The 16354-nt window shown below is 64.3% G+C and carries 20 protein-coding genes and 1 pseudogene; 9 read left to right on the forward strand and 12 right to left on the reverse strand.

Annotated features, from left to right (window positions below):
- Window positions 1–76: 76 nt before the first annotated feature.
- The 3 genes and pseudogenes from argS to NGM68_RS18300 all read right to left on the reverse strand — a co-directional run.
- The gene (gene argS / locus NGM68_RS01645) at window positions 77–1849 is read right to left on the reverse strand and encodes an arginine--tRNA ligase (protein ID WP_252699923.1); all 1773 of its coding nucleotides are present in this window, start codon (window positions 1847–1849) and stop codon (window positions 77–79) included.
- A gap of 177 nt (window positions 1850–2026) precedes the next feature.
- Entirely contained in the window at window positions 2027–2863 is an 837-nt protein-coding gene (locus NGM68_RS01650; protein WP_252699924.1) for a sensor histidine kinase, read from the reverse strand.
- Window positions 2864–3140: 277 nt separating this feature from the next.
- A pseudogene (locus NGM68_RS18300) lies at window positions 3141–3461 on the reverse strand (PAS domain-containing protein); the annotation flags it as partial.
- A gap of 61 nt (window positions 3462–3522) precedes the next feature.
- Here NGM68_RS18300 and NGM68_RS01660 point away from each other — a divergent pair.
- Window positions 3523–3663, forward strand: coding sequence for a hypothetical protein (locus NGM68_RS01660; protein WP_252699926.1), 141 nt, complete (start codon window positions 3523–3525; stop codon window positions 3661–3663).
- A gap of 314 nt (window positions 3664–3977) precedes the next feature.
- Here the strand turns inward: NGM68_RS01660 and NGM68_RS01665 are convergent, their stop codons facing one another.
- A complete protein-coding gene (locus NGM68_RS01665; RefSeq protein WP_252701355.1) occupies window positions 3978–4898 on the reverse strand; it encodes an isoaspartyl peptidase/L-asparaginase in 921 nt (306 codons plus the stop codon).
- A 115-nt stretch (window positions 4899–5013) separates the two neighbouring features.
- Here NGM68_RS01665 and NGM68_RS01670 point away from each other — a divergent pair, with 115 nt between their 5' ends.
- Both NGM68_RS01670 and icd read left to right on the forward strand, forming a co-directional pair.
- A complete protein-coding gene (locus tag NGM68_RS01670) occupies window positions 5014–5307 on the forward strand; it encodes a hypothetical protein (RefSeq protein ID WP_252699927.1) in 294 nt (97 codons plus the stop codon).
- Window positions 5308–5457: 150 nt separating this feature from the next.
- On the forward strand, window positions 5458–6720 hold the full coding sequence (gene icd / locus NGM68_RS01675) for an isocitrate dehydrogenase (NADP(+)) (protein ID WP_252699928.1): 1263 nt from the start codon (window positions 5458–5460) through the stop codon (window positions 6718–6720).
- A 164-nt stretch (window positions 6721–6884) separates the two neighbouring features.
- On the opposite strand, the gene NGM68_RS01680 is transcribed toward icd, so the two are convergent.
- The 3 genes from NGM68_RS01680 to NGM68_RS01690 are packed head-to-tail and all read right to left on the reverse strand — an operon-like array spanning window position 6885 to window position 9183.
- Window positions 6885–7133 (reverse strand): lipoyl domain-containing protein, encoded by a 249-nt coding sequence (locus NGM68_RS01680; RefSeq protein WP_252699929.1) that lies wholly within the window; start codon window positions 7131–7133, stop codon window positions 6885–6887.
- Window positions 7130–8164: an alpha-ketoacid dehydrogenase subunit beta gene (locus NGM68_RS01685; protein WP_252699930.1), complete on the reverse strand. Its 1035-nt coding sequence runs from the start codon at window positions 8162–8164 to the stop codon at window positions 7130–7132. The genes NGM68_RS01680 and NGM68_RS01685 overlap by 4 nt, the downstream gene beginning before the upstream one ends.
- A complete protein-coding gene (locus tag NGM68_RS01690; protein ID WP_252701356.1) occupies window positions 8164–9183 on the reverse strand; it encodes a thiamine pyrophosphate-dependent dehydrogenase E1 component subunit alpha in 1020 nt (339 codons plus the stop codon). The genes NGM68_RS01685 and NGM68_RS01690 overlap by 1 nt, the downstream gene beginning before the upstream one ends.
- Window positions 9184–9536: 353 nt before the next feature.
- On the opposite strand from NGM68_RS01690, the gene NGM68_RS01695 reads away from it, so the two are divergent.
- Window positions 9537–10121: a hypothetical protein gene (locus NGM68_RS01695; RefSeq protein ID WP_252699931.1), complete on the forward strand. Its 585-nt coding sequence runs from the start codon at window positions 9537–9539 to the stop codon at window positions 10119–10121.
- Between the two features lie 57 nt (window positions 10122–10178).
- Here NGM68_RS01695 and NGM68_RS01700 read toward each other — a convergent pair whose 3' ends face one another.
- Window positions 10179–10835 carry a DUF7509 family protein gene (locus tag NGM68_RS01700; protein ID WP_252699932.1) on the reverse strand — a complete coding sequence of 219 codons (657 nt, stop codon included), beginning with the start codon at window positions 10833–10835 and terminating at the stop codon, window positions 10179–10181.
- A 95-nt stretch (window positions 10836–10930) separates the two neighbouring features.
- On the opposite strand from NGM68_RS01700, the gene NGM68_RS01705 reads away from it, so the two are divergent.
- Window positions 10931–11314: an ArsR/SmtB family transcription factor gene (locus tag NGM68_RS01705; RefSeq protein WP_252699933.1), complete on the forward strand. Its 384-nt coding sequence runs from the start codon at window positions 10931–10933 to the stop codon at window positions 11312–11314.
- A gap of 86 nt (window positions 11315–11400) precedes the next feature.
- On the opposite strand, the gene NGM68_RS01710 is transcribed toward NGM68_RS01705, so the two are convergent.
- Window positions 11401–11739: a cupin domain-containing protein gene (locus NGM68_RS01710; protein WP_252699934.1), complete on the reverse strand. Its 339-nt coding sequence runs from the start codon at window positions 11737–11739 to the stop codon at window positions 11401–11403.
- Between the two features lie 183 nt (window positions 11740–11922).
- On the opposite strand from NGM68_RS01710, the gene NGM68_RS01715 reads away from it, so the two are divergent.
- The 3 genes from NGM68_RS01715 to NGM68_RS01725 all read left to right on the forward strand — a co-directional run bounded on the left by NGM68_RS01715 (window position 11923) and on the right by NGM68_RS01725 (window position 13368).
- On the forward strand, window positions 11923–12345 hold the full coding sequence (locus NGM68_RS01715; protein WP_252699935.1) for a VOC family protein: 423 nt from the start codon (window positions 11923–11925) through the stop codon (window positions 12343–12345).
- A gap of 54 nt (window positions 12346–12399) precedes the next feature.
- Window positions 12400–12924 (forward strand): DUF5817 domain-containing protein, encoded by a 525-nt coding sequence (locus tag NGM68_RS01720; RefSeq protein ID WP_252699936.1) that lies wholly within the window; start codon window positions 12400–12402, stop codon window positions 12922–12924.
- A 99-nt stretch (window positions 12925–13023) separates the two neighbouring features.
- Complete coding sequence (locus tag NGM68_RS01725; RefSeq protein ID WP_252699937.1) at window positions 13024–13368, forward strand: hypothetical protein; 345 nt, start codon at window positions 13024–13026, stop codon at window positions 13366–13368.
- Between the two features lie 94 nt (window positions 13369–13462).
- Here the strand turns inward: NGM68_RS01725 and NGM68_RS18145 are convergent, their stop codons facing one another.
- From NGM68_RS18145 to NGM68_RS01735, 3 genes are all read right to left on the reverse strand, one after another.
- Window positions 13463–13591 (reverse strand): hypothetical protein, encoded by a 129-nt coding sequence (locus tag NGM68_RS18145; RefSeq protein WP_256469918.1) that lies wholly within the window; start codon window positions 13589–13591, stop codon window positions 13463–13465.
- Between the two features lie 236 nt (window positions 13592–13827).
- Window positions 13828–14505 (reverse strand): ArsR/SmtB family transcription factor, encoded by a 678-nt coding sequence (locus tag NGM68_RS01730; RefSeq protein ID WP_252699938.1) that lies wholly within the window; start codon window positions 14503–14505, stop codon window positions 13828–13830.
- 222 nt (window positions 14506–14727) lie between these two features.
- Window positions 14728–15576 carry a hypothetical protein gene (locus NGM68_RS01735; protein ID WP_252699939.1) on the reverse strand — a complete coding sequence of 283 codons (849 nt, stop codon included), beginning with the start codon at window positions 15574–15576 and terminating at the stop codon, window positions 14728–14730.
- 353 nt (window positions 15577–15929) lie between these two features.
- Here NGM68_RS01735 and NGM68_RS01740 point away from each other — a divergent pair, with 353 nt between their 5' ends.
- Window positions 15930–16340 (forward strand): DUF5802 family protein, encoded by a 411-nt coding sequence (locus NGM68_RS01740; RefSeq protein WP_252699940.1) that lies wholly within the window; start codon window positions 15930–15932, stop codon window positions 16338–16340.
- Window positions 16341–16354 lie beyond the last annotated feature (14 nt).

Consider the following 16354-nt stretch of genomic DNA (forward strand, 5'->3'; position numbering starts at 1 on the left):
GGGCCGGTGATTCAGTGGCGACATTCGCCCGGTTCCTCGAAGATCTCTATCCCGTGTCAGTAGTTGGCGTGGCCGACTACATCGACTCCGGCGCTGCGACCCCCAGCACACCGAGCGCGTTCGCGATGGTGTGCCTCGAGGCCGCGACCAGCGCCAGACGGGCCTCGCGCACCTCGGGGTCGACGTCGTCGGCGAGGACGGGACACTCCCGGTAGAAGCCGTTGAACGCCTCGCCGAATTCGCGGGTGAAGGTTGCGACCTGGTGGGGCTCGAGGTCGTCCGCCGCCTCCTCGATCACGGCGGGGAAGCGGGCGATGGTCTCGAGCAGGTGGCGTTCAGCGTCGGTCTCGAGCAGATCGGCATCCACCTCGGTCTCGACGTCGCCGTCGACGCCGATGCCGGCTTCGTCCAGAATTCCACAACAGCGGGCGTGGACGTACTGGACGTAGGGGGCCGACTGGGCCTCGAAGTCCAGCGCCTGCTCCCACTCGAAGGTGATCCCCTTCGTGGGTTGCTTGGAGACGATGTCGTAGCGAACCGCGCCGATCCCGACCTGGTGGGCGATCCGGTCGACGTCCGCGTCGTCGAGGTCGTCGTCGCGGATGCGGTCGTCGAGGCGGCTCTCGACTTCATCGCGGGCGCGATCGATCGCCTCGTCCAGCAGGTCGTCCAGCATGATCCCCGTCCCGCGGCGGGTGGACATCCCCTCGCCGCCGGGGAGGTTGACCCACGAGAAGTGGATCGAATCCAGGGCGTCGGTGTCGTTGCCCAACAGATCGAGGGTCGCCTCGAGCTGTCTCGCCTGGAGTTTGTGATCCTCGCCGAGGACGGTCACCGCGCGGTCGTATGTGTCGAACTTCCACTCGTGGTGGGCCAGGTCGCGGGTGGTGTACAGCGAGGTGCCGTCCGAGCGCAGGAAGACGAGCTTCTTCTCGATTCCCCACTCCTCGAGGTCGAGTTGCCAGGCGCCCTCCTCGAGGACGGCGTACTCGGTCTCGCGGAGGCGATCGGCCAGCTCCTGTGTGCTCCCGTCGCGCATGAACCGGGTCTCCTTGACGAACTCGTCGAACTCGGCGGGGAGGCGCTCGAGGCACTCGCGCATGCCGCCGAGCACCTGGTCGACGACTGCCTGGACGCGCTCGTAGGTGGCTTCGTCGCCCGCCTCGAGGCCCTGGAGGATGGTCTGGATCTCGGCTTCGGCGGCCTCGACGGCTTCCTCGTCGGCTTCCTCGAGGTAGGCGTTCCCCTTCTGGTAGTATCGGACGAGATCGTACTCGATGCGGTCGCGATCCGAGTCGGACTCGAGGTCGTCCTCGCCGAACGTCTCGTAGGCCCAGGTGAAGACCGCCATCTGGCGGCCGGCGTCGTTGACGTAGTAGTGGCGCTCGACGTTGTAGCCCGCCACCTCGAGCAGGTTGGCGACGGCGTCGCCGACGATCGGGTTCCGGGCGCGGCCGACGTGTACAGGTCCAGTCGGGTTCGCGCTGGTGTGTTCGACGACGACCGAGGTGTCGCGGTCGGGGAGCGCGCCGTAGTCGTCGTCGGTGCCGGCGGCGAGCGTCTCGGCGAAGTAGGCGTCGCTGGGCAGGAAGTTGAGGTACGGCCCCTGGGTCTCGAGGCGAGCGACGTAGGTGAGGTCGTCGACGTCGATTTCGTCGGCGAGCTGGGCGGCCACCTGCGGCGGGGTGGCTCCCATCTCACCGGCCAGCCGGAAGGCGACGCTCGAGGCCAGGACGGCCGGCACGTCTTCGGGTGGCTCTTCGATCCCGAGGTCGTCGGTCGGAAGCTCGAGGCGCGAGAGTGCCCCCTCGAGGGCGGCCTCGACTTCCGTGCGTAGGGCGATGAACATACCTGCCGTTTTCGGGGCGCGAGTAAAGGGATGTCGGGTTTCAGTCGGCTCGAGTAATGTCAGGTTTCGATCGGCTCGAGCCGTCGCGCGGCCGCTATTGCTATCGTTTCTATAGCGAATACTACTCTATCTAAATCTATTGACTTCAGAAATTATAGTTAACCCATTGCACGGGTTTCAGTCATCGAACTCGAGGCCGGTTATCTCGAATCTGGCTCCGCCGTCGTCGGCGTCCGTGTCGGTGACCCGGATCGACCAGTCGTGGGCGGTGACGATCTGGTCGACGATGTAGAGGCCATAGCCGGTGCCATCTATCGAGTCGGTGTAACCGAGGTCGAACACCTCCCCCTTCTTCGAATCCGGGATACCCGGCCCGTCGTCCGAAACGGCGATACCGTTTCGGAGGCGCTCGAGGCGAACGCAGACCCCGACGTTCGCCGACGTGTGTCCGTGTTCCATCGAATTCCGGAACAGGTTCTCGAGCGCCTCCTGCACCCGCTCGGCGTCGCCGTAGGTGGTTCCCTCGAGGTCGGCCCCCAGGTCGAGGACGGCGTCGTCCGTCGGAACGGATCCCCACGCGCGCTCGACGACGGCGACGAGGTCGATCGGTTCGACGATCCGGCCGTGACGGGCGAGTTCGAGCAGGTCGTCCGTGAGTCGATCCATCCGCTCGAGCGCCGCTTCGATCTCGTCGGCGTGAGCGGGGTCGCCGCTCTCGCGGTAGGCCTCGAGGTAGCCCTCGGCCGTGGCCATCGGATTGCACAGGTCGTGGCTGGCGATGCTCGCGAACTGTTCGAGGCGCTCGTTTTGGGTCTCGAGACGCGCTTCGCGCTCGGCCCGGTCGAGGGCGACCTCGATGTTGGCCGCGAGAATCCGCGCCAGGTCGACGCTGGACGCATCGAGTTCCTCGCTGGTCGTCTCGAACCCGAGGACGCCGTGGCTCCCGAGGGGTAACAATACGACGGCAGCGTCGTCCCCAAGCGTCGTCGTCGAGCAGTCGCGTCTCGCTCTCACGGTGGGTTCGCTCGAAGGCGTCGCGGTATCGGTCGAACACGGATTCGGTGCCGCGGGCCATCTCGAGGCGGCCGTCGGTCGTGAGCGCGATACAGAGCCGGGGCAGGTCGGGAATGTCGGCGGCGATGTCGGCCGCGACGTCGGCGATGTCGGTGCCAGTCGTCGCCGAGACGAGGTCGCGACTCGCCTCGTGGAGGACGTTCAGGATCAGCTTTTGTCGCTGGGTCTTCGTGACGTCGCGGCTGCTACCGAGGACGCCGACGACGTTCCCGTCGTCGTCGTAGCGGGCGGCTTTTCTCGTTCGAACCCACCGGTCGCGCCCCTGTCGGTCGACGTAGTGTTCGGTCTTGTTGATCACCGACTCGCCGGTGTTCATGATCTGGAGCTCCTCCTCGAACAGTTCGGCGGCCAGCTCCGGCTGAAACAGCTCGAAATCGGTGAGCCCAACCATTTGTTCGCGGGTGAGTTCGTACTCCTCGGCCGTCACGCGGCTCACGTCGATGATTCGGTGTTCGTCGTCCTTCAGGAACACCTGGTGGGGGAGGTACTCGAGCAGGGACTCGAGTCGCTGTTCGGGCGGCTGTAACGGCGCCCCCACGCCGGCAGCCGACCGGAGTCGCCGTTCGATGAGCGCGGGATAGTCGGTGCCGACACAGAGGATGTCTGCCGCGCCGGCCCTGAGCGTCGCGCCGACGGGCTCGAGTTCGTTGACGAGCGAGAAGACGACGACCGGAATCCGGGGGCCGACGCGGTCGACGACTGCCTCGAGCTGGTCGACGCCGTCGACGTCGCTGTCGTGACAGACGACGATACAATCTGGGACGTCCTGGCGTGACGACACGGTTGGATTCGGTTGGCGTTCGAGCCCTGCCGGCTGGTCGACGACGTCGACGGCGATGGTCGGGGCGTGTTCCCGGAGCGTCCGGGCTCACGAGCGTGACGGCGACCGGGCCCGCGGTGTGTTCCATGGTGACTGTGGTCTCTACGCATGCTCTGTCCCCTGCGGTCAAAATAGTAGCGCCCCGTCAGGTTCGTCGTGGGCGAATGTGTTCGTTTGGTGGGCGTCACACTGGTTCGAGGCGGAAGCCCACGAGTTCACTTGTGGATACTTGACCTATCGCTTCGCGCACCCCGTCTGCATCCCCTCGCTGTTGTACGCCGAGCCGAGGCGTCCTTGCGAATCGATCGCGATCACGCCAGCGCTCGAGCCCGTGAGTTCGCCGAACTCCTCGATGGCGAGGTCGGTGGCCTGCTGGGCATCGAGTCCGCGCTCAACGTGGCGGGCGACCCGTCTCGAGAGGGTGACGCGGGCGATGTCCTCGCCGGCTCCCGTCGCGCTCACGCCCGCGGCCGGACAGCAATAGAACCCGGAGCCGACCTGTGGAACGTCGCCAACTCGGCCCGCGAGGGCGAGCCAGCGCCCGCCCGTCGAGGTCGCCGCAGCGAGGCGCTCGCCGTCGAAGGCAACCGCGCCGACGGTGTCGTGGTCGTGTTCGTCGCCGACACCGGGGGCCGTGTCCGACCCGTCCTCCTCGTCGCGTCCGTCCGGATCCGTTCGCCCGTACTGGTCGCGAATCCACTCGAGCTGAGCGCGCGGATCGTCCCCGGGAGCCTCGAGCTCGGCCCACTTCTCGCTGGTGCGTTCGGACCAGAGGTCGGCGCCGGTCTCGATTCCGTAGGCCGCCGCCAGCGCGACGGCGTGGTCGCCCGAAACGAACCCGTGCGGGGTCTCTTCCATGACGAGGCGGGCCACGCTCACGGCGTGTTCGACGTCGGCCATCGAACAGGCGGCACCGACCGCCCGGTCGCTGGTCATGATGCCGGCGTCGGTTCGGATCCGACCGTCGCTCTGGACAGCGCCTCCAACTCCTGCGTTAAAGCGCGGCGAGGACTCGAGGACGTGAATCGCGCGTTCGACGGCGTCGACCGGCGTTTCGGCGGCAGCTCCCGTCTCGGCCGCTTCGTCGAGGACGGCCTGTCGTGGCTCCGGTTCTTCCGGCGTGCCGCCGGCGCCGCCGTGGACGATCACCTGCATCTGTGGCTGTGCGGGCATCTCTACTCAGGCGATTTCGCGGCACCCAAATGATTCTTTGTATACGCGCCGTCGTTTTCCCACACACTTACCATACCGGCTCGAGTATCGGTCGGCGATGAGTCCGATCGCGTTCCTGGTCGTCTTCTGTGCGGTGATGGCCATCGTCGCGGCCAGCCGTATCGACTGGTCTCGAGGCCCCGAGATCGGCGACACCGAGGGGATCGCACTCGCCGTTCTCGGACTGACGCTCCTGTCCGCGCTCTGGCTTTCCGTCGACGAAGGGTGGCTCGGCCTCTCGATCCTGTCGGTGCTGGTCGCCGTCGTTGGTACCGGGGCGCTGGTGTGGGGGATGGTCGTGATCTATCACTCGGTGCCGTCCGAGCAGCCATGGGACGGTCACCGCGAGTGACCACCGTTCGAGACGTCTTGGAACCGCTCGAGGATGCTTGCTGTCGGTTCAGCCGTCCAGTTGGGCGGCGAACGACTGTGGTCGTACTACCTTCCAGCCAGCGCTAAATGGGAGGCCTTTTACCCCAAGGTAAACCACCTAGGAACGATCATGAGCTACGAGCAAGTCGAGGTCCCCGAAGACGGGGAGAAGATTACGCTCGCCGACGAGGAAACTGGCGAGCTCGACGTACCATCGAACCCGATCATCCCGATCATCCACGGCGACGGCATCGGCACCGACGTTGGGCCCGCGGCCCAGAAAGTGCTCGACGCCGCGGCGGAGGCGACCGGGCGATCGATCGCCTGGATGCGCGTCTACGCCGGTGCGAGCGCCCGCGACAAGTACGACGAGAACCTTCCCGAGGACACCGTCAACGCCATCCGCGAACACCGCGTCGCAATCAAAGGCCCGCTGACGACGCCCGTCGGCGCTGGCTTCCGCTCGCTCAACGTCGCGCTTCGCCAGACGCTCGACATGTACGCGAACGTCCGACCGACCTACCACATCGACGGCGTCCCCTCGCCCGTCAAATCGCCCGAGAAGATGGATATGATCACCTTCCGGGAGAACACGGAGGACGTCTACGCCGGCGTCGAGTGGGAAGCCGGCACCGACGAGGTCGAGCAGGTTCGCACGTTCCTCGAGGAGGACATGGAGATCGCCGACGTCATCCACGAGGGTCCGGTCGGCATCGGCGTCAAGCCGATCTCCGAATTCGGTTCCAAACGCCTCATCCGCGAGGCCATCGACTACGCCATCGCGAACGACCGCGACTCCGTGACCCTCGTCCACAAGGGGAACATCATGAAGTTCACCGAGGGCGCGTTCCGCGACTGGGGCTACGAACTCGCCGAGGAGGAGTACGGCGACGATGTCATCACCGAGGACGAACTCTGGGAGGAGTACGACGGCGAACAGCCCGAAGGCACCGTGGTCGTCAACGACCGCATCGCCGACAACATGCTCCAGCAGCTCTTGACCCGCACCGACGAGTACTCCGTCATCGCGACGATGAACCTCAACGGCGACTACATGTCCGACGCCGCCGGTGCCCAGATCGGCGGCCTCGGTATCGCCCCCGGGGCGAACTTCGGCCACGGGCGCTGTCTCGCCGAACCCGTCCACGGCAGTGCACCAAAGTACGCCGGCGAGGACAAGGTCAACCCGACCGCGATGATTCTCTCCGGCCGTGAGATGCTCGATTACCTGGGCTGGAACGACGCCGCCGACCTCGTGCGCGACGCCGTCGAGGAGACCATCTCGTCCGGGACGGTCACCTACGACCTCCACCGCCAGATCGAGGGCGGTACCAAGGTCGCCACGAGCGAGTTCGCCGACGCCGTCGTCGAGAACATCGAGCAGCTGTCCTAAGCCGGGTTCTCGCGAGCAGACCTCGTTTTCTCTTTTTCATCTCCTCGAGGCCCCCGTCTGCTGTTTCGTTCCGACCTCGAGGCTCCCGTCTTCCAGGGGCCGAGGCTCTCTGGCCGTCAGGCCTCGAGGGTTCTCGACCGTCATGACTCGAGGCCTCCCGACCGTCAGCTCTCGAGTCGCCCCAACGAATCCCCGCGCCGAAACTCCTCGTTTTCGCCGACTACGATCGTCTCGAGCGTGCCCGTCGCCGGTGCGGGTACGTCGACGCTGACCTTCTCGATCTGGATCTCACAGAGGGTGTCACCCTCTTCGACGGTCGCCCCCTCGCGAACGAACCACGTCGCGACGACGGCTTCGTCCACTTCCTCGGCGTCAGCGGGCCAGAACGCCTCGGAGTCGATGTCGACCGTCATTCCTGGATCGACTCGATGGCGGCCGCGATGTCGTCCGTGCTCGGCTGAAACTCCTCCTCGAGCGGGCGGGCGTACGGGATCGGCGTATCGGGGGCCGTCACCCGGTCGACCGCCTCGAGGTCGTCGAGGGCCCCCTCGGTCGCTCGGGCGATCAGTTCTCCACTGACGCCGTAGGAGTGGTAGTCCTCGTCGACGACGACCAGCCGCCCGGTCTTGCGGACGGACTCGAGGACAGTCTCGGTGTCGAGGGGAACGAGCGTTCGGAGGTCGATCACCTCCGTCTCGATGCCATCCTCCGCGAGGCTTTCGGCGGCCTCGAGCGCCCGGTGGACGTGGAGGCCGAGAGTAACGACGGTGACGTCGTCGCCCTCGCGTTTGACGTCGGCCTCACCGAACTCGATCTCGTAGGGCTCTTCCGGAACGCCGGTTTTCGGCCCCTCGGGGGCGGGCATCCAGGCCAGCCCCATCAGCCGCTTGTGGAACATGAAGACCACCGGATCGTCGTCGCGGATCGCGGCGTGCATGAGCCCCTTGGCGTCGTACGCCGTCGACGGGACGACGACCTTCATCCCGGGGAGGTGGGCGAAGGTGCCGTACAGCGTCTGGGAGTGCTGGGCGGCGTCGTTGTAGGTGCCGCCGACGGCCGTCATGAGCACCATCGGCACCGACACCGAGCCCCCGGACATGTAGGCGGTCTTCGCCATGTTGTTGTAGATCTGATCCATCGCGACGCCGAAGAAGTCGACGAACATCAACTCACAGATCGGGCGCATCCCCTGCATCGCCGCGCCGACGCCAGCGCCGATGAACCCCGTCTCGGAGATCGGCACGTCCATGATCCGGTCGTGACCGAAGTCCTCGAGCAGCCCCTGGGTCGAGTCGAAGATACCGCCGTAGTCGGCGATGTCCTCGCCCATGACGAAGACGTCCTCGCTCTCGTTCATCTCGTGGGCGATCGCTTCCACCATCGCCCGGCTCATCGTTAGTTCACGGCTCGCTGCGTCAGGATCGGATGCCTGCGTCTGAGCCATCAGTCCTCACCACCGTCGGCCGCGGCGAGTTTCCGATCCGCCCGTTCGGGCCACCCCTCGAGTTCGTCCGTGAAGACGTCGTCGTACGTCTCCCCGGGATCGGGCTGGGGCTGGTCTTTCGCCCACTCGATCGCCTCGTCGACGCGGTCGTGGGCGCGTTCGCGGATCGCTTCGAGGTCGTCGTCCTCGACGCCGTGCTCGCGGAGTCGGTCGGCGAGCCGTTCGATGGAGTCGCGTGCGTGAGCGGCGTCGACGTCCGCGTCCGCGCGATAGGCCTCGGGATCCCCCATGAAGTGCCCCATCCGTCGGTGGAGTTGCACCTCGAGCAGCGTCGGGCCGTTTCCGTCTCGAGCCCGGCCGATCGCGGTTTCGGCGGCCTCGTACACGGCGACGGCGTCGTCGCTATCGACGCGCTCGCCGCGGACGTCGAACCCGTCGGCTCGCCGGGATCCATCTTCGACGTCTGTCACGCGTGCTTTGGGCATGCTGATCGCCCAGTCGTTGTCCTCGATGACGAACACGACGGGGAGGTCGTGGACGCCGGCGAGGTTGAGCGACTCGAGGAACCCGCCCTGGCTGATCGCCCCCTCGCCGAGGAAGGCGACGGCCACGTCGTCCGTATTTCGTTTTTTCGCCGCCATAGCCGCCCCGACGGCGGGGGGACAACCCTGGGCGATGATGCCGCTGCAGGCGAAGTTCACGTCGGGATCGTACAGGTGCATGTGCCCGCCTTTCCCCTTCGAGAGTCCCGTCTCGCGACCGAAAATCTCTGCTGTCATCCGTTTCAGATCGACTCCCTTCGAAATGGCGACGTGATGGGGTCGGTGCGGAGCCGTCACCGTGTCCGAGTCGCGGAGGTGGGCACAGACGCCCGCCCCCGACGCCTCGTGACCCGCCGCCAGGTGTAACTCGCCCGGAATCGGGCCCGCGGAGATGTCGAACGCGGGCTGTTTCCCCTCAAGGTACTCCTCCTGCAGTCGCTCTTCGTAGTACCGTGCCGTGACCATTTCCTCGTACATCCGTTGTAGTGTGTCATCTCCTACCATATGCAGGGGAACGCACACCAAGGAGGTGCTTAAAGGAGGTGCCGCGCTGCCATCCTGCGGCAGTCGGCGTCGTGATTGACGACACTGCAGCCCGAAAAAGTGCGGAACCGACAGCGCTCTCCCCGAAGCTCTGAGAACGAATACCGTCGACTCGGGAAGCGACAGCGTTTGTCTGCTCGAGCAGCGACCACACACAGTCTCCAGCCGAAATCGCCCACAATCGACCAGCGTGGGGTTCCTGGCGCGATAATCTCCCGGGTCAATCCGGTACAGGTCGGTGATGAAGTAATAAGTTTTAAACTAACGGGGTTAAAACAACGAGAAAAATGTCGTCAATTCTTGGGGTGCTGTTCAACCTGCTCACGTTCCCCGGACTCGTCTTGAACGGATTCGTGCAGAACTACTACGTACAACGGTACAGCGTGCCGGTCGAACGGCTCGACGCCGACGCACTCGAGAACCTGGACGACGACGAACTCGAGGAGCGACTCGACGGTGTTGACGCCAGCCTGGATGCGGACGAGTCGGGCGAAGTCGTCGTCGACTTTTACGGCATCGACGACTACCGGAGCGCGTTCGTCGTCACGCTGGTGCCGTTTTTCGTCTGCTCGATGGTTGCGTTCGCCACCTTCGTCCTCGCGGTGCCGCTCCTCGAGGGGGAGGTTCGGCTCTGGTGGCTGCCGTTCTGGCTCGGTCTCGCCGTCGGCGCACACACGTTTCCGAACGCCGTCGCGACTGACGCGCTCTGGCAACAGTCCCGGTCGACCGGGAGTCCGCTTCGGTTCGTCGGGTATCCCGTCGTCGCGGTTTCGAAGGTCGTCAACGCCCTCCGATTTCTCTGGATCGACCTGGTTTATGCGCTCGTCCTCTTTATCGCGGCGAAAGCGCTGATCGGGGCGCTCGTTTTCTGACCGACAGTCGACTCCCTTCTCACGGACGAACCGGGCCGCCGTTCGGTTCGGTGCCGATCACCGTTCCTCGTCGGGGACGGCGTCGAGCCCCGATAGCTCGCCGGTTCGCTCCCGTCGGATCAGGTCGCGGACGAACAGCCGACACTGGCGAACGAGGTCTGTCCGGTCGTCGTAGGCGTAGATGCGCACGTCCCAGCGATCCCTGACGGCGGCGATCATCGCGCTGCGGACGCCCGACTCGTGGACGAACATGACCCGCTCGCGGTGTTCGTCGTCTTCGTCGCCGGCGTACAGCGCCTCGAGAACCGCGCCGACCTCGATGCCGACGCCGAGGTTGTCCCCCATCGCAGGCACGACGTAGATCACGGCGTTGCTCGCGCGGGCGAACGCGATGGACTGGGCGGCCGCGTCCAGCTCCTCGAGCGGGACGTCGACGTCGATGGCGAGGAAGGCGTTGACGCCCGCCTCGGTGCGGAGGTGATCGCGTACCTCGAGCATGAGATCGAGGGCTACTTCCTCGCGCTCGGGTTCTCGGGAATGTTCGGTGCGACTCGCCGCCGTGAGTGCCCCGAAGTCGACCGACGCCGGCACGTCACCGGGGTCGAGGGTTTCGAGCGCGCGCTCGAGGTCGAACGCCTTGTACGGTCCCATGAGGTAGACGAGAAATTGTGGGCGCGGGAGGTCGCCGAGTTCGTCGATGATCCGGTCGCGCATACCGGTGGTGCTCGTCGGTCTTATATAAATGCACGCCGTTTCAGCAACGACTGACTCAGCAAACGCTTATGCGGGTGGGGAACCGACCGTGAACCATGGCCCAGTCCGATCGCACGAGTCGGCAGTTCGGCGACGATATCCTCCCCGAGTCGAGCGTCCTCTCGCTCGAGGAGTACCTCGCAATGCAGCGGGCGATCGGAAACGAATCTCGGTTTCGGATCCTCAATCGCCTCGTCGAGGACGGCTCCCACAGCGCGAGCGAGCTACGAGATGCCCTCGAGATCCGGTCGAACACGTTGCACTACCACCTCGACGAACTCGTCGACGTCGGCCTGGTCGAAAATCGGAAACGGAACGAGCCCGATTCGAGCGGGCTCTACTCGTACTACCGGGCGACCTCCCTCGGCGACGGCCTGCTCACCGAGGGGGTTCGAGAGCTGATGGCCCGCGAGTGGGACGCCCTCGAGCGCTATAGCTAGCCGGCTCGCTCGTTGCTCGTATGTCGTCGCTCGTCGCTCGCTTGTCGTCTAACTCACGTCACCGGTTCGGATTGCCGCCCGCCGGATCACTCCTGCCAGCTTGGATTCTCTCGCGGCGGGTCGAAGATGTCCACGCCTTTCACCGTCTCTTCGCCACGATTTTCGGCCGCGTGTGGCTGGTCGCCCGGAATGCCGTAGGCGTCGCCGGGGCCACAGACGATTTCGTCGCCGTCGGTCAGAAACGTCAGTTCCCCCTGGTAAATGAACCCCGTTTGCTCGTGGGGGTGGCTGTGTTCCTCGACGGCAGCGCCGGGTTCGATTTCGAAGTGCTGGACGTTCATGGAGTCGGTGCCTGCCATGATCGCGAGGTGGACGCCCTCGGCGGCTTCGGCGGTCTCGACGTCGGACAGTGAGACGTGTTCCATGGTGGAACGTTGACGGCTAGCACGGTAAGGATTGCTGCTGCGGCAGCGTGCTCGAGTGGCGTGTCGTGTGGGGAATGAACCGGATGTCACGTGACGTAAAGCTCACTCGAGTGACAGCGATCTGAGACGAGGTGGAAAGTGGCGACCGCGGGAGCTATGTGACTGGCAGCAGCCAACGGCATCATGACTGATCGTCCTGCGTCCAATCGAACCGGCGCGCTCCACCACCTCGAGTTGTACGCCAGCGATCTCGACCGGTCAGTTGCGTTCTGGTCGTGGCTGCTCGCGGAACTGGGATACGAACCGTACCAGGAGTGGGAGACTGGCCGGTCGTGGAAACTGGATTCGACGTATCTGGTGCTCGTCGAGGCCGAAGCACGCTTTCGGGACGAGGGATACCACCGTTGTCACCCCGGACTGAACCACCTCGCTTTTCACGCCGAATCGCGCGACTACGTCGACGACCTCACCGAACGGTGTCGAGACCGGGGCGTTCCAATCCTCTACGAGGATCGCCATCCCCACGCGGGCGGGCCGGATCACTACGCGCTGTACGTCGAGGATCCCGAGCGGATCAAGGTCGAACTCGTCGCACCGAGCGCCTGAGTACGCCCGCGAAGGTAGCGAAGATTCAACACCACGCGGTGCGGAACCCAGGATATGTACGCCGTCGTGGGCTGTAGTGAGTGCTCACACCTCTGGTTGATCGAGGGTCGATCGAAGACCACCCAGTGTCCCCGGTGTGGCTCTCGCCGCCCGTACGAGCGCCGAAAGAAGTTCGTCGAAACCGACGATCCGGATCACGCTCGAGAGGTGCGCGCGTCGATGCTCGCCACCCGCCAGGGTGAGGGCGACGCCTTCGCCCGCGTCGATTCGTTCGCCGACCTCGAGTCTCAGGTCGAAGCGGGAGTCGTCAGCGACGAGACCTACCTCGAGGAGTCGGGACTCGACCCCGAGGAAGTCGCGGCGGCCGGCGACCGCGACCCCCGCCAGCCAGCCCGAAGCGGGAACAAACGTGAGATCATCGAGGCCGCGCTCGCCGACCTCGAGACCCCGACCGAGGACGAAATCGTCGCCTACGCTGGTGAACGGGGACTCGAGGCAGGGGAGGTGCAGAAGGCCCTCGAGAAGCTGGTTCGAAGTGGCGACGTCAGCGAGAGCCGTGGGGAGTATCGGTTGCTGTGATGTGATGTGGTGTGACGAGTGTCGTTTCGAGGGCGTCCGTGACCCACCTCGTCACCGTCGATCGCTATCCCTTTCCCCCCTCGAGTGCTTGTCAACGGCATGACGGAGACGCTCGAGGTGCAGGGGACGGTCGTCGGGATCGGACTGCTCGCGGCGGTGCTCGTCGTGGCGTTCGGGACGATCGTCAGCGAGACGATTTTTGGGGTCGACACGTTGACCGTGGCGATGTGGATCTTCGCCGCTACGTTCGCCGTCATCTCGTTGCTCCACGCCTGGGTCGGTCAGTACAACTTCGCGTGGGGACACGGCGGCGCGGCCTTCGGGTGGGGGCTCGTGTTGCTCGGCTCGAGTACGTTTCAGATCGGGCTGGGCGTTGCACTCCTCGTGCTCTCCGGGATCTACATCGCGCTGCTCAGTCGGCGTGCGACTGCACAGGCGACCTGAGGCCACCCCATCCAACCCATACTGTTTGTACCGGGTCACCGGCGATTACCGACCCGCTCGGGCAATTGCCGGGAAGCGACTACGATAGACCGTCTCACAGTACCCCGATCGTGGCCGCGATCGACAGCACGAGGGCGACGATCGTGACCACCAGTTCGACCAGTATCAGGTACTGGACGAATCGATGCTTCTCGATTCGTGGGGACGAACACTCACAACTCATTGGTGGTGCGTCCGCAGGTGCTCACCGAACGGACGCATCCATGGCTACCGTCCGGTCGGCAAAATACCGTCGCCAACACCTCAGGGTGAAAGTGAAAGTGAATAGGAAAACGCGTTTATTGACTGGAACAGGGTTCCGAGACACTGTCCCATCACATTTTTATCCCGGCTGTTTTCAGTGAAACTGATACGGCGTCGACACCCAGTTCACCAACGACGGGAGACGCCACCGCCGGTTCAGTCCTGGGCGGATACCGACCCGGACTCGCGCAACTCCCAGCCGCGTTCGGTTCGCTGGACGAGTCCCTCGTCGGCCAGCACCTCGAGCAAGTCGGCGATCACTTCCCGCGGCACGCCGACGTCCCGGCTGAGGTCGCCGATACCTTTGGGTTCGTGACGAATACTCGCCAGCACGTCCGCGTGGATTCGACTCTCCCGGCCGACGCCAGCGGCTTCGGAGATGTTATCGAGCGTCTCACAGAGTCGACCCTGTACCCACCGCTGGGCCAGCGAGAGTTCGTTTTCGAGGCGCTCCAGGTCGTCGAGCGTCGACAGCAGGCTGTCGAGGTCGTCTGTCTGCTCGAGAGCGATATCGAGCGAGAGATGTCGATAGGTGGTGATGTCGACGGTGTTGTTCCGTGGATAGGCGCTCTTGCTGTCGAAGCCGTACGGCGAGAGGTTGACCTCGAGGCGAACGTTTCGGGCGATGTGAAAGTACTTTCGCCGCTGATCGTCGACGTGGCTCTCGATGAGGCCGGCTTCCTCGAGTTTTCGGAGGTGGCCGATGACGGCCTTTGGACTGACGCCGAGATACTCCGAAATCTCTGTGACGTAGCAGGGTTTGCGCGAGAGAAGGCGAAGAATTCGTCGCCGGTTCTCGTTTCCGAGCAGATCCAGCAACGCAGCGGAGTCCATCTACCCGGTCTTAGCGATGGGGACTGAAAAGCGTGTCTGCTCACTCAATACCACAGCGGTCGCCGTAGTAATCGAAATATAGTAGCCACTGCACGTCATTGTACACCTGATCGCCGATACGTCTGGTGGTCAGTGTGCAAATCGGTTCAGTTGGTACGATCGCTGTGGGACACCGTCGAATCCGCTGGGTGGAACGAACAACTCGATGCGGGTAGTCGCTGGTTACTCGTCGAAGTCGGATCCGTCATCGTCATCGTCTGGTTCCGACTCGTCGCCGTCGTCGCCGTCGCTGTTGTCATCAGTCGACTTTTCGGACTCTTTGGCTTCGTCACCGTTGTTCGACTTTTCGCTCGAGTTGTCGTCAGTACCGTCACCGTCTCCATCCCCGGAAGCGTTCGGCGTGTCATCGGGCGGGCCAGCGCTGTCGTTTCCGCTGTTGTTGGATTGGTTTTCACCGGTTTGGTTGTCGTCGACTCCGGGGCTATCGTTCTGTCCAGGTGTCTCCTCACCCGGGCCTGCGTCGTCTGGTGGGCCGCGTGGCGGGTCAACACCCGCAATCTGCTGGGCTCGTTCGGCGACTTCCTGCCCGCCGAGCTCGGAGGCGTTCTGCCGGAGCGTGTTGAGCTCAGTTACGTTGACGCCAGCCCCTCTCGCTCGCTGTTCGGTCTGCTCGAGCGACCGGTCGATTCCGGCGAGCTCGACGGTGATCCGCGTCATACGTGTGTTATACTCGGACGGATGGAGGTCGTCTCGCTGTTCACGTAGTTCCTGGTACTCCGCTTCGAGTTCCTCGAGTTTGGACTCGTGGGCTGCTGTTCGCTCCTCTATGAGCGCAGCACGTCGGTCGTCGTCACCCTTTTCGAATTTCGCCGTAAATATTCCGTCATCAACGGTGTGTGCGGCGTTTGCCGTGTTCGCTTGCATGAACGTCGAGACCTCGTCGCTCACCGACTGGGACTCGTCGTCGGTATCGTGCTCGTCGGTCATCCCCCCAGTGGCGGCCACCGGTGCAACCAGGAGCCCGATGACTGCCAGCAAAGCGAGGCATACCACGGCGCGGTTCGTTGGCATTACCTGATCGATACCCGTTCGGTGGTAAAAAGCCGGACTTTCGTTTGCATCGTTCAGGCTCCCCGTGGAACCGTTCGAACCGTTTTGAGCGTTCAAAACGCCAGACGGCGGTACTGTATGTAATGTGGCAATTTCCGGACAGAAGCGTCGTTCGCTTACCGAAACGAGACCATCGGTGGGCGATCACGCAACGCGGGACGGTCGAGCCGTTTCGGCCACCGAAACGGGAGGCTCGCGCTGGCGAGTTCCCCCGAGTGGAGGCCGATTTCCCCGCCAAAAGGACGCTGAAAGCGCTCACTCTTAAAGGTACTCGCAGAATAGTTATGTGGCACCGACGCATGGTGGTAGTTAACATGTTCGAGGCTTTCTCCGGAAGCTACTATCTCGGACGTCTCTACGTGACGCCGACTAGCGGCGATCACGCCCGTATGGAGCGGACACAGCACGAACGCATCAACGAAGCCGTCTACGCGACCGGCGACGGAATCGAACGCCTCGATACCCCGCTCGTGATGAAACTCGAGACCGGCCACTTTCCGGTACACGGTGACGAGGCCGTCCCCACGAATACGCTCGCGGTTCCCGAGTCGTTCCTCGAGGGAACGCGTATTCGGAATCCGCCAACGTTACGGGAGGTGTTTCTCGCTCGCCGTGAACGCGCCAAACAACTCCTGGGGTTCGGCTTTGGCGGCGTGCGGGAGCAGTGGGAGCTGCCTGACCCGAGGTGGAGCGACGACACTGAAGACGAAGAAACCGGGACGTAAAAGTAGGTCCCGTT

The sequence above is a fragment of the Natronosalvus vescus genome (assembly GCF_023973145.1).
Lineage (GTDB): Archaea > Halobacteriota > Halobacteria > Halobacteriales > Natrialbaceae > Natronosalvus > Natronosalvus vescus.

Excerpts from the sequence above, each read along its gene's own strand:
- argS (WP_252699923.1), bottom strand. The coding sequence starts at position 1,849 with ATGTTCATCGCCCTACGCACGGAAGTCGAGGCCGCCCTCGAGGGGGCA.
- NGM68_RS01660 (WP_252699926.1), top strand. The coding sequence starts at position 3,523 with ATGTCTGCCGCGCCGGCCCTGAGCGTCGCGCCGACGGGCTCGAGTTCG.
- NGM68_RS01665 (WP_252701355.1), bottom strand. The coding sequence starts at position 4,898 with ATGCAGGTGATCGTCCACGGCGGCGCCGGCGGCACGCCGGAAGAACCG.
- NGM68_RS01670 (WP_252699927.1), top strand. The coding sequence starts at position 5,014 with ATGAGTCCGATCGCGTTCCTGGTCGTCTTCTGTGCGGTGATGGCCATC.
- icd (WP_252699928.1), top strand. The coding sequence starts at position 5,458 with ATGAGCTACGAGCAAGTCGAGGTCCCCGAAGACGGGGAGAAGATTACG.
- NGM68_RS01680 (WP_252699929.1), bottom strand. The coding sequence starts at position 7,133 with ATGACGGTCGACATCGACTCCGAGGCGTTCTGGCCCGCTGACGCCGAG.
- NGM68_RS01685 (WP_252699930.1), bottom strand. The coding sequence starts at position 8,164 with ATGGCTCAGACGCAGGCATCCGATCCTGACGCAGCGAGCCGTGAACTA.
- NGM68_RS01690 (WP_252701356.1), bottom strand. The coding sequence starts at position 9,183 with ATGTACGAGGAAATGGTCACGGCACGGTACTACGAAGAGCGACTGCAG.
- NGM68_RS01695 (WP_252699931.1), top strand. The coding sequence starts at position 9,537 with ATGTCGTCAATTCTTGGGGTGCTGTTCAACCTGCTCACGTTCCCCGGA.
- NGM68_RS01700 (WP_252699932.1), bottom strand. The coding sequence starts at position 10,835 with ATGCGCGACCGGATCATCGACGAACTCGGCGACCTCCCGCGCCCACAA.
- NGM68_RS01705 (WP_252699933.1), top strand. The coding sequence starts at position 10,931 with ATGGCCCAGTCCGATCGCACGAGTCGGCAGTTCGGCGACGATATCCTC.
- NGM68_RS01710 (WP_252699934.1), bottom strand. The coding sequence starts at position 11,739 with ATGGAACACGTCTCACTGTCCGACGTCGAGACCGCCGAAGCCGCCGAG.
- NGM68_RS01715 (WP_252699935.1), top strand. The coding sequence starts at position 11,923 with ATGACTGATCGTCCTGCGTCCAATCGAACCGGCGCGCTCCACCACCTC.
- NGM68_RS01720 (WP_252699936.1), top strand. The coding sequence starts at position 12,400 with ATGTACGCCGTCGTGGGCTGTAGTGAGTGCTCACACCTCTGGTTGATC.
- NGM68_RS01725 (WP_252699937.1), top strand. The coding sequence starts at position 13,024 with ATGACGGAGACGCTCGAGGTGCAGGGGACGGTCGTCGGGATCGGACTG.
- NGM68_RS18145 (WP_256469918.1), bottom strand. The coding sequence starts at position 13,591 with ATGAGTTGTGAGTGTTCGTCCCCACGAATCGAGAAGCATCGATTCGTC.
- NGM68_RS01730 (WP_252699938.1), bottom strand. The coding sequence starts at position 14,505 with ATGGACTCCGCTGCGTTGCTGGATCTGCTCGGAAACGAGAACCGGCGA.
- NGM68_RS01735 (WP_252699939.1), bottom strand. The coding sequence starts at position 15,576 with ATGCCAACGAACCGCGCCGTGGTATGCCTCGCTTTGCTGGCAGTCATC.
- NGM68_RS01740 (WP_252699940.1), top strand. The coding sequence starts at position 15,930 with ATGTTCGAGGCTTTCTCCGGAAGCTACTATCTCGGACGTCTCTACGTG.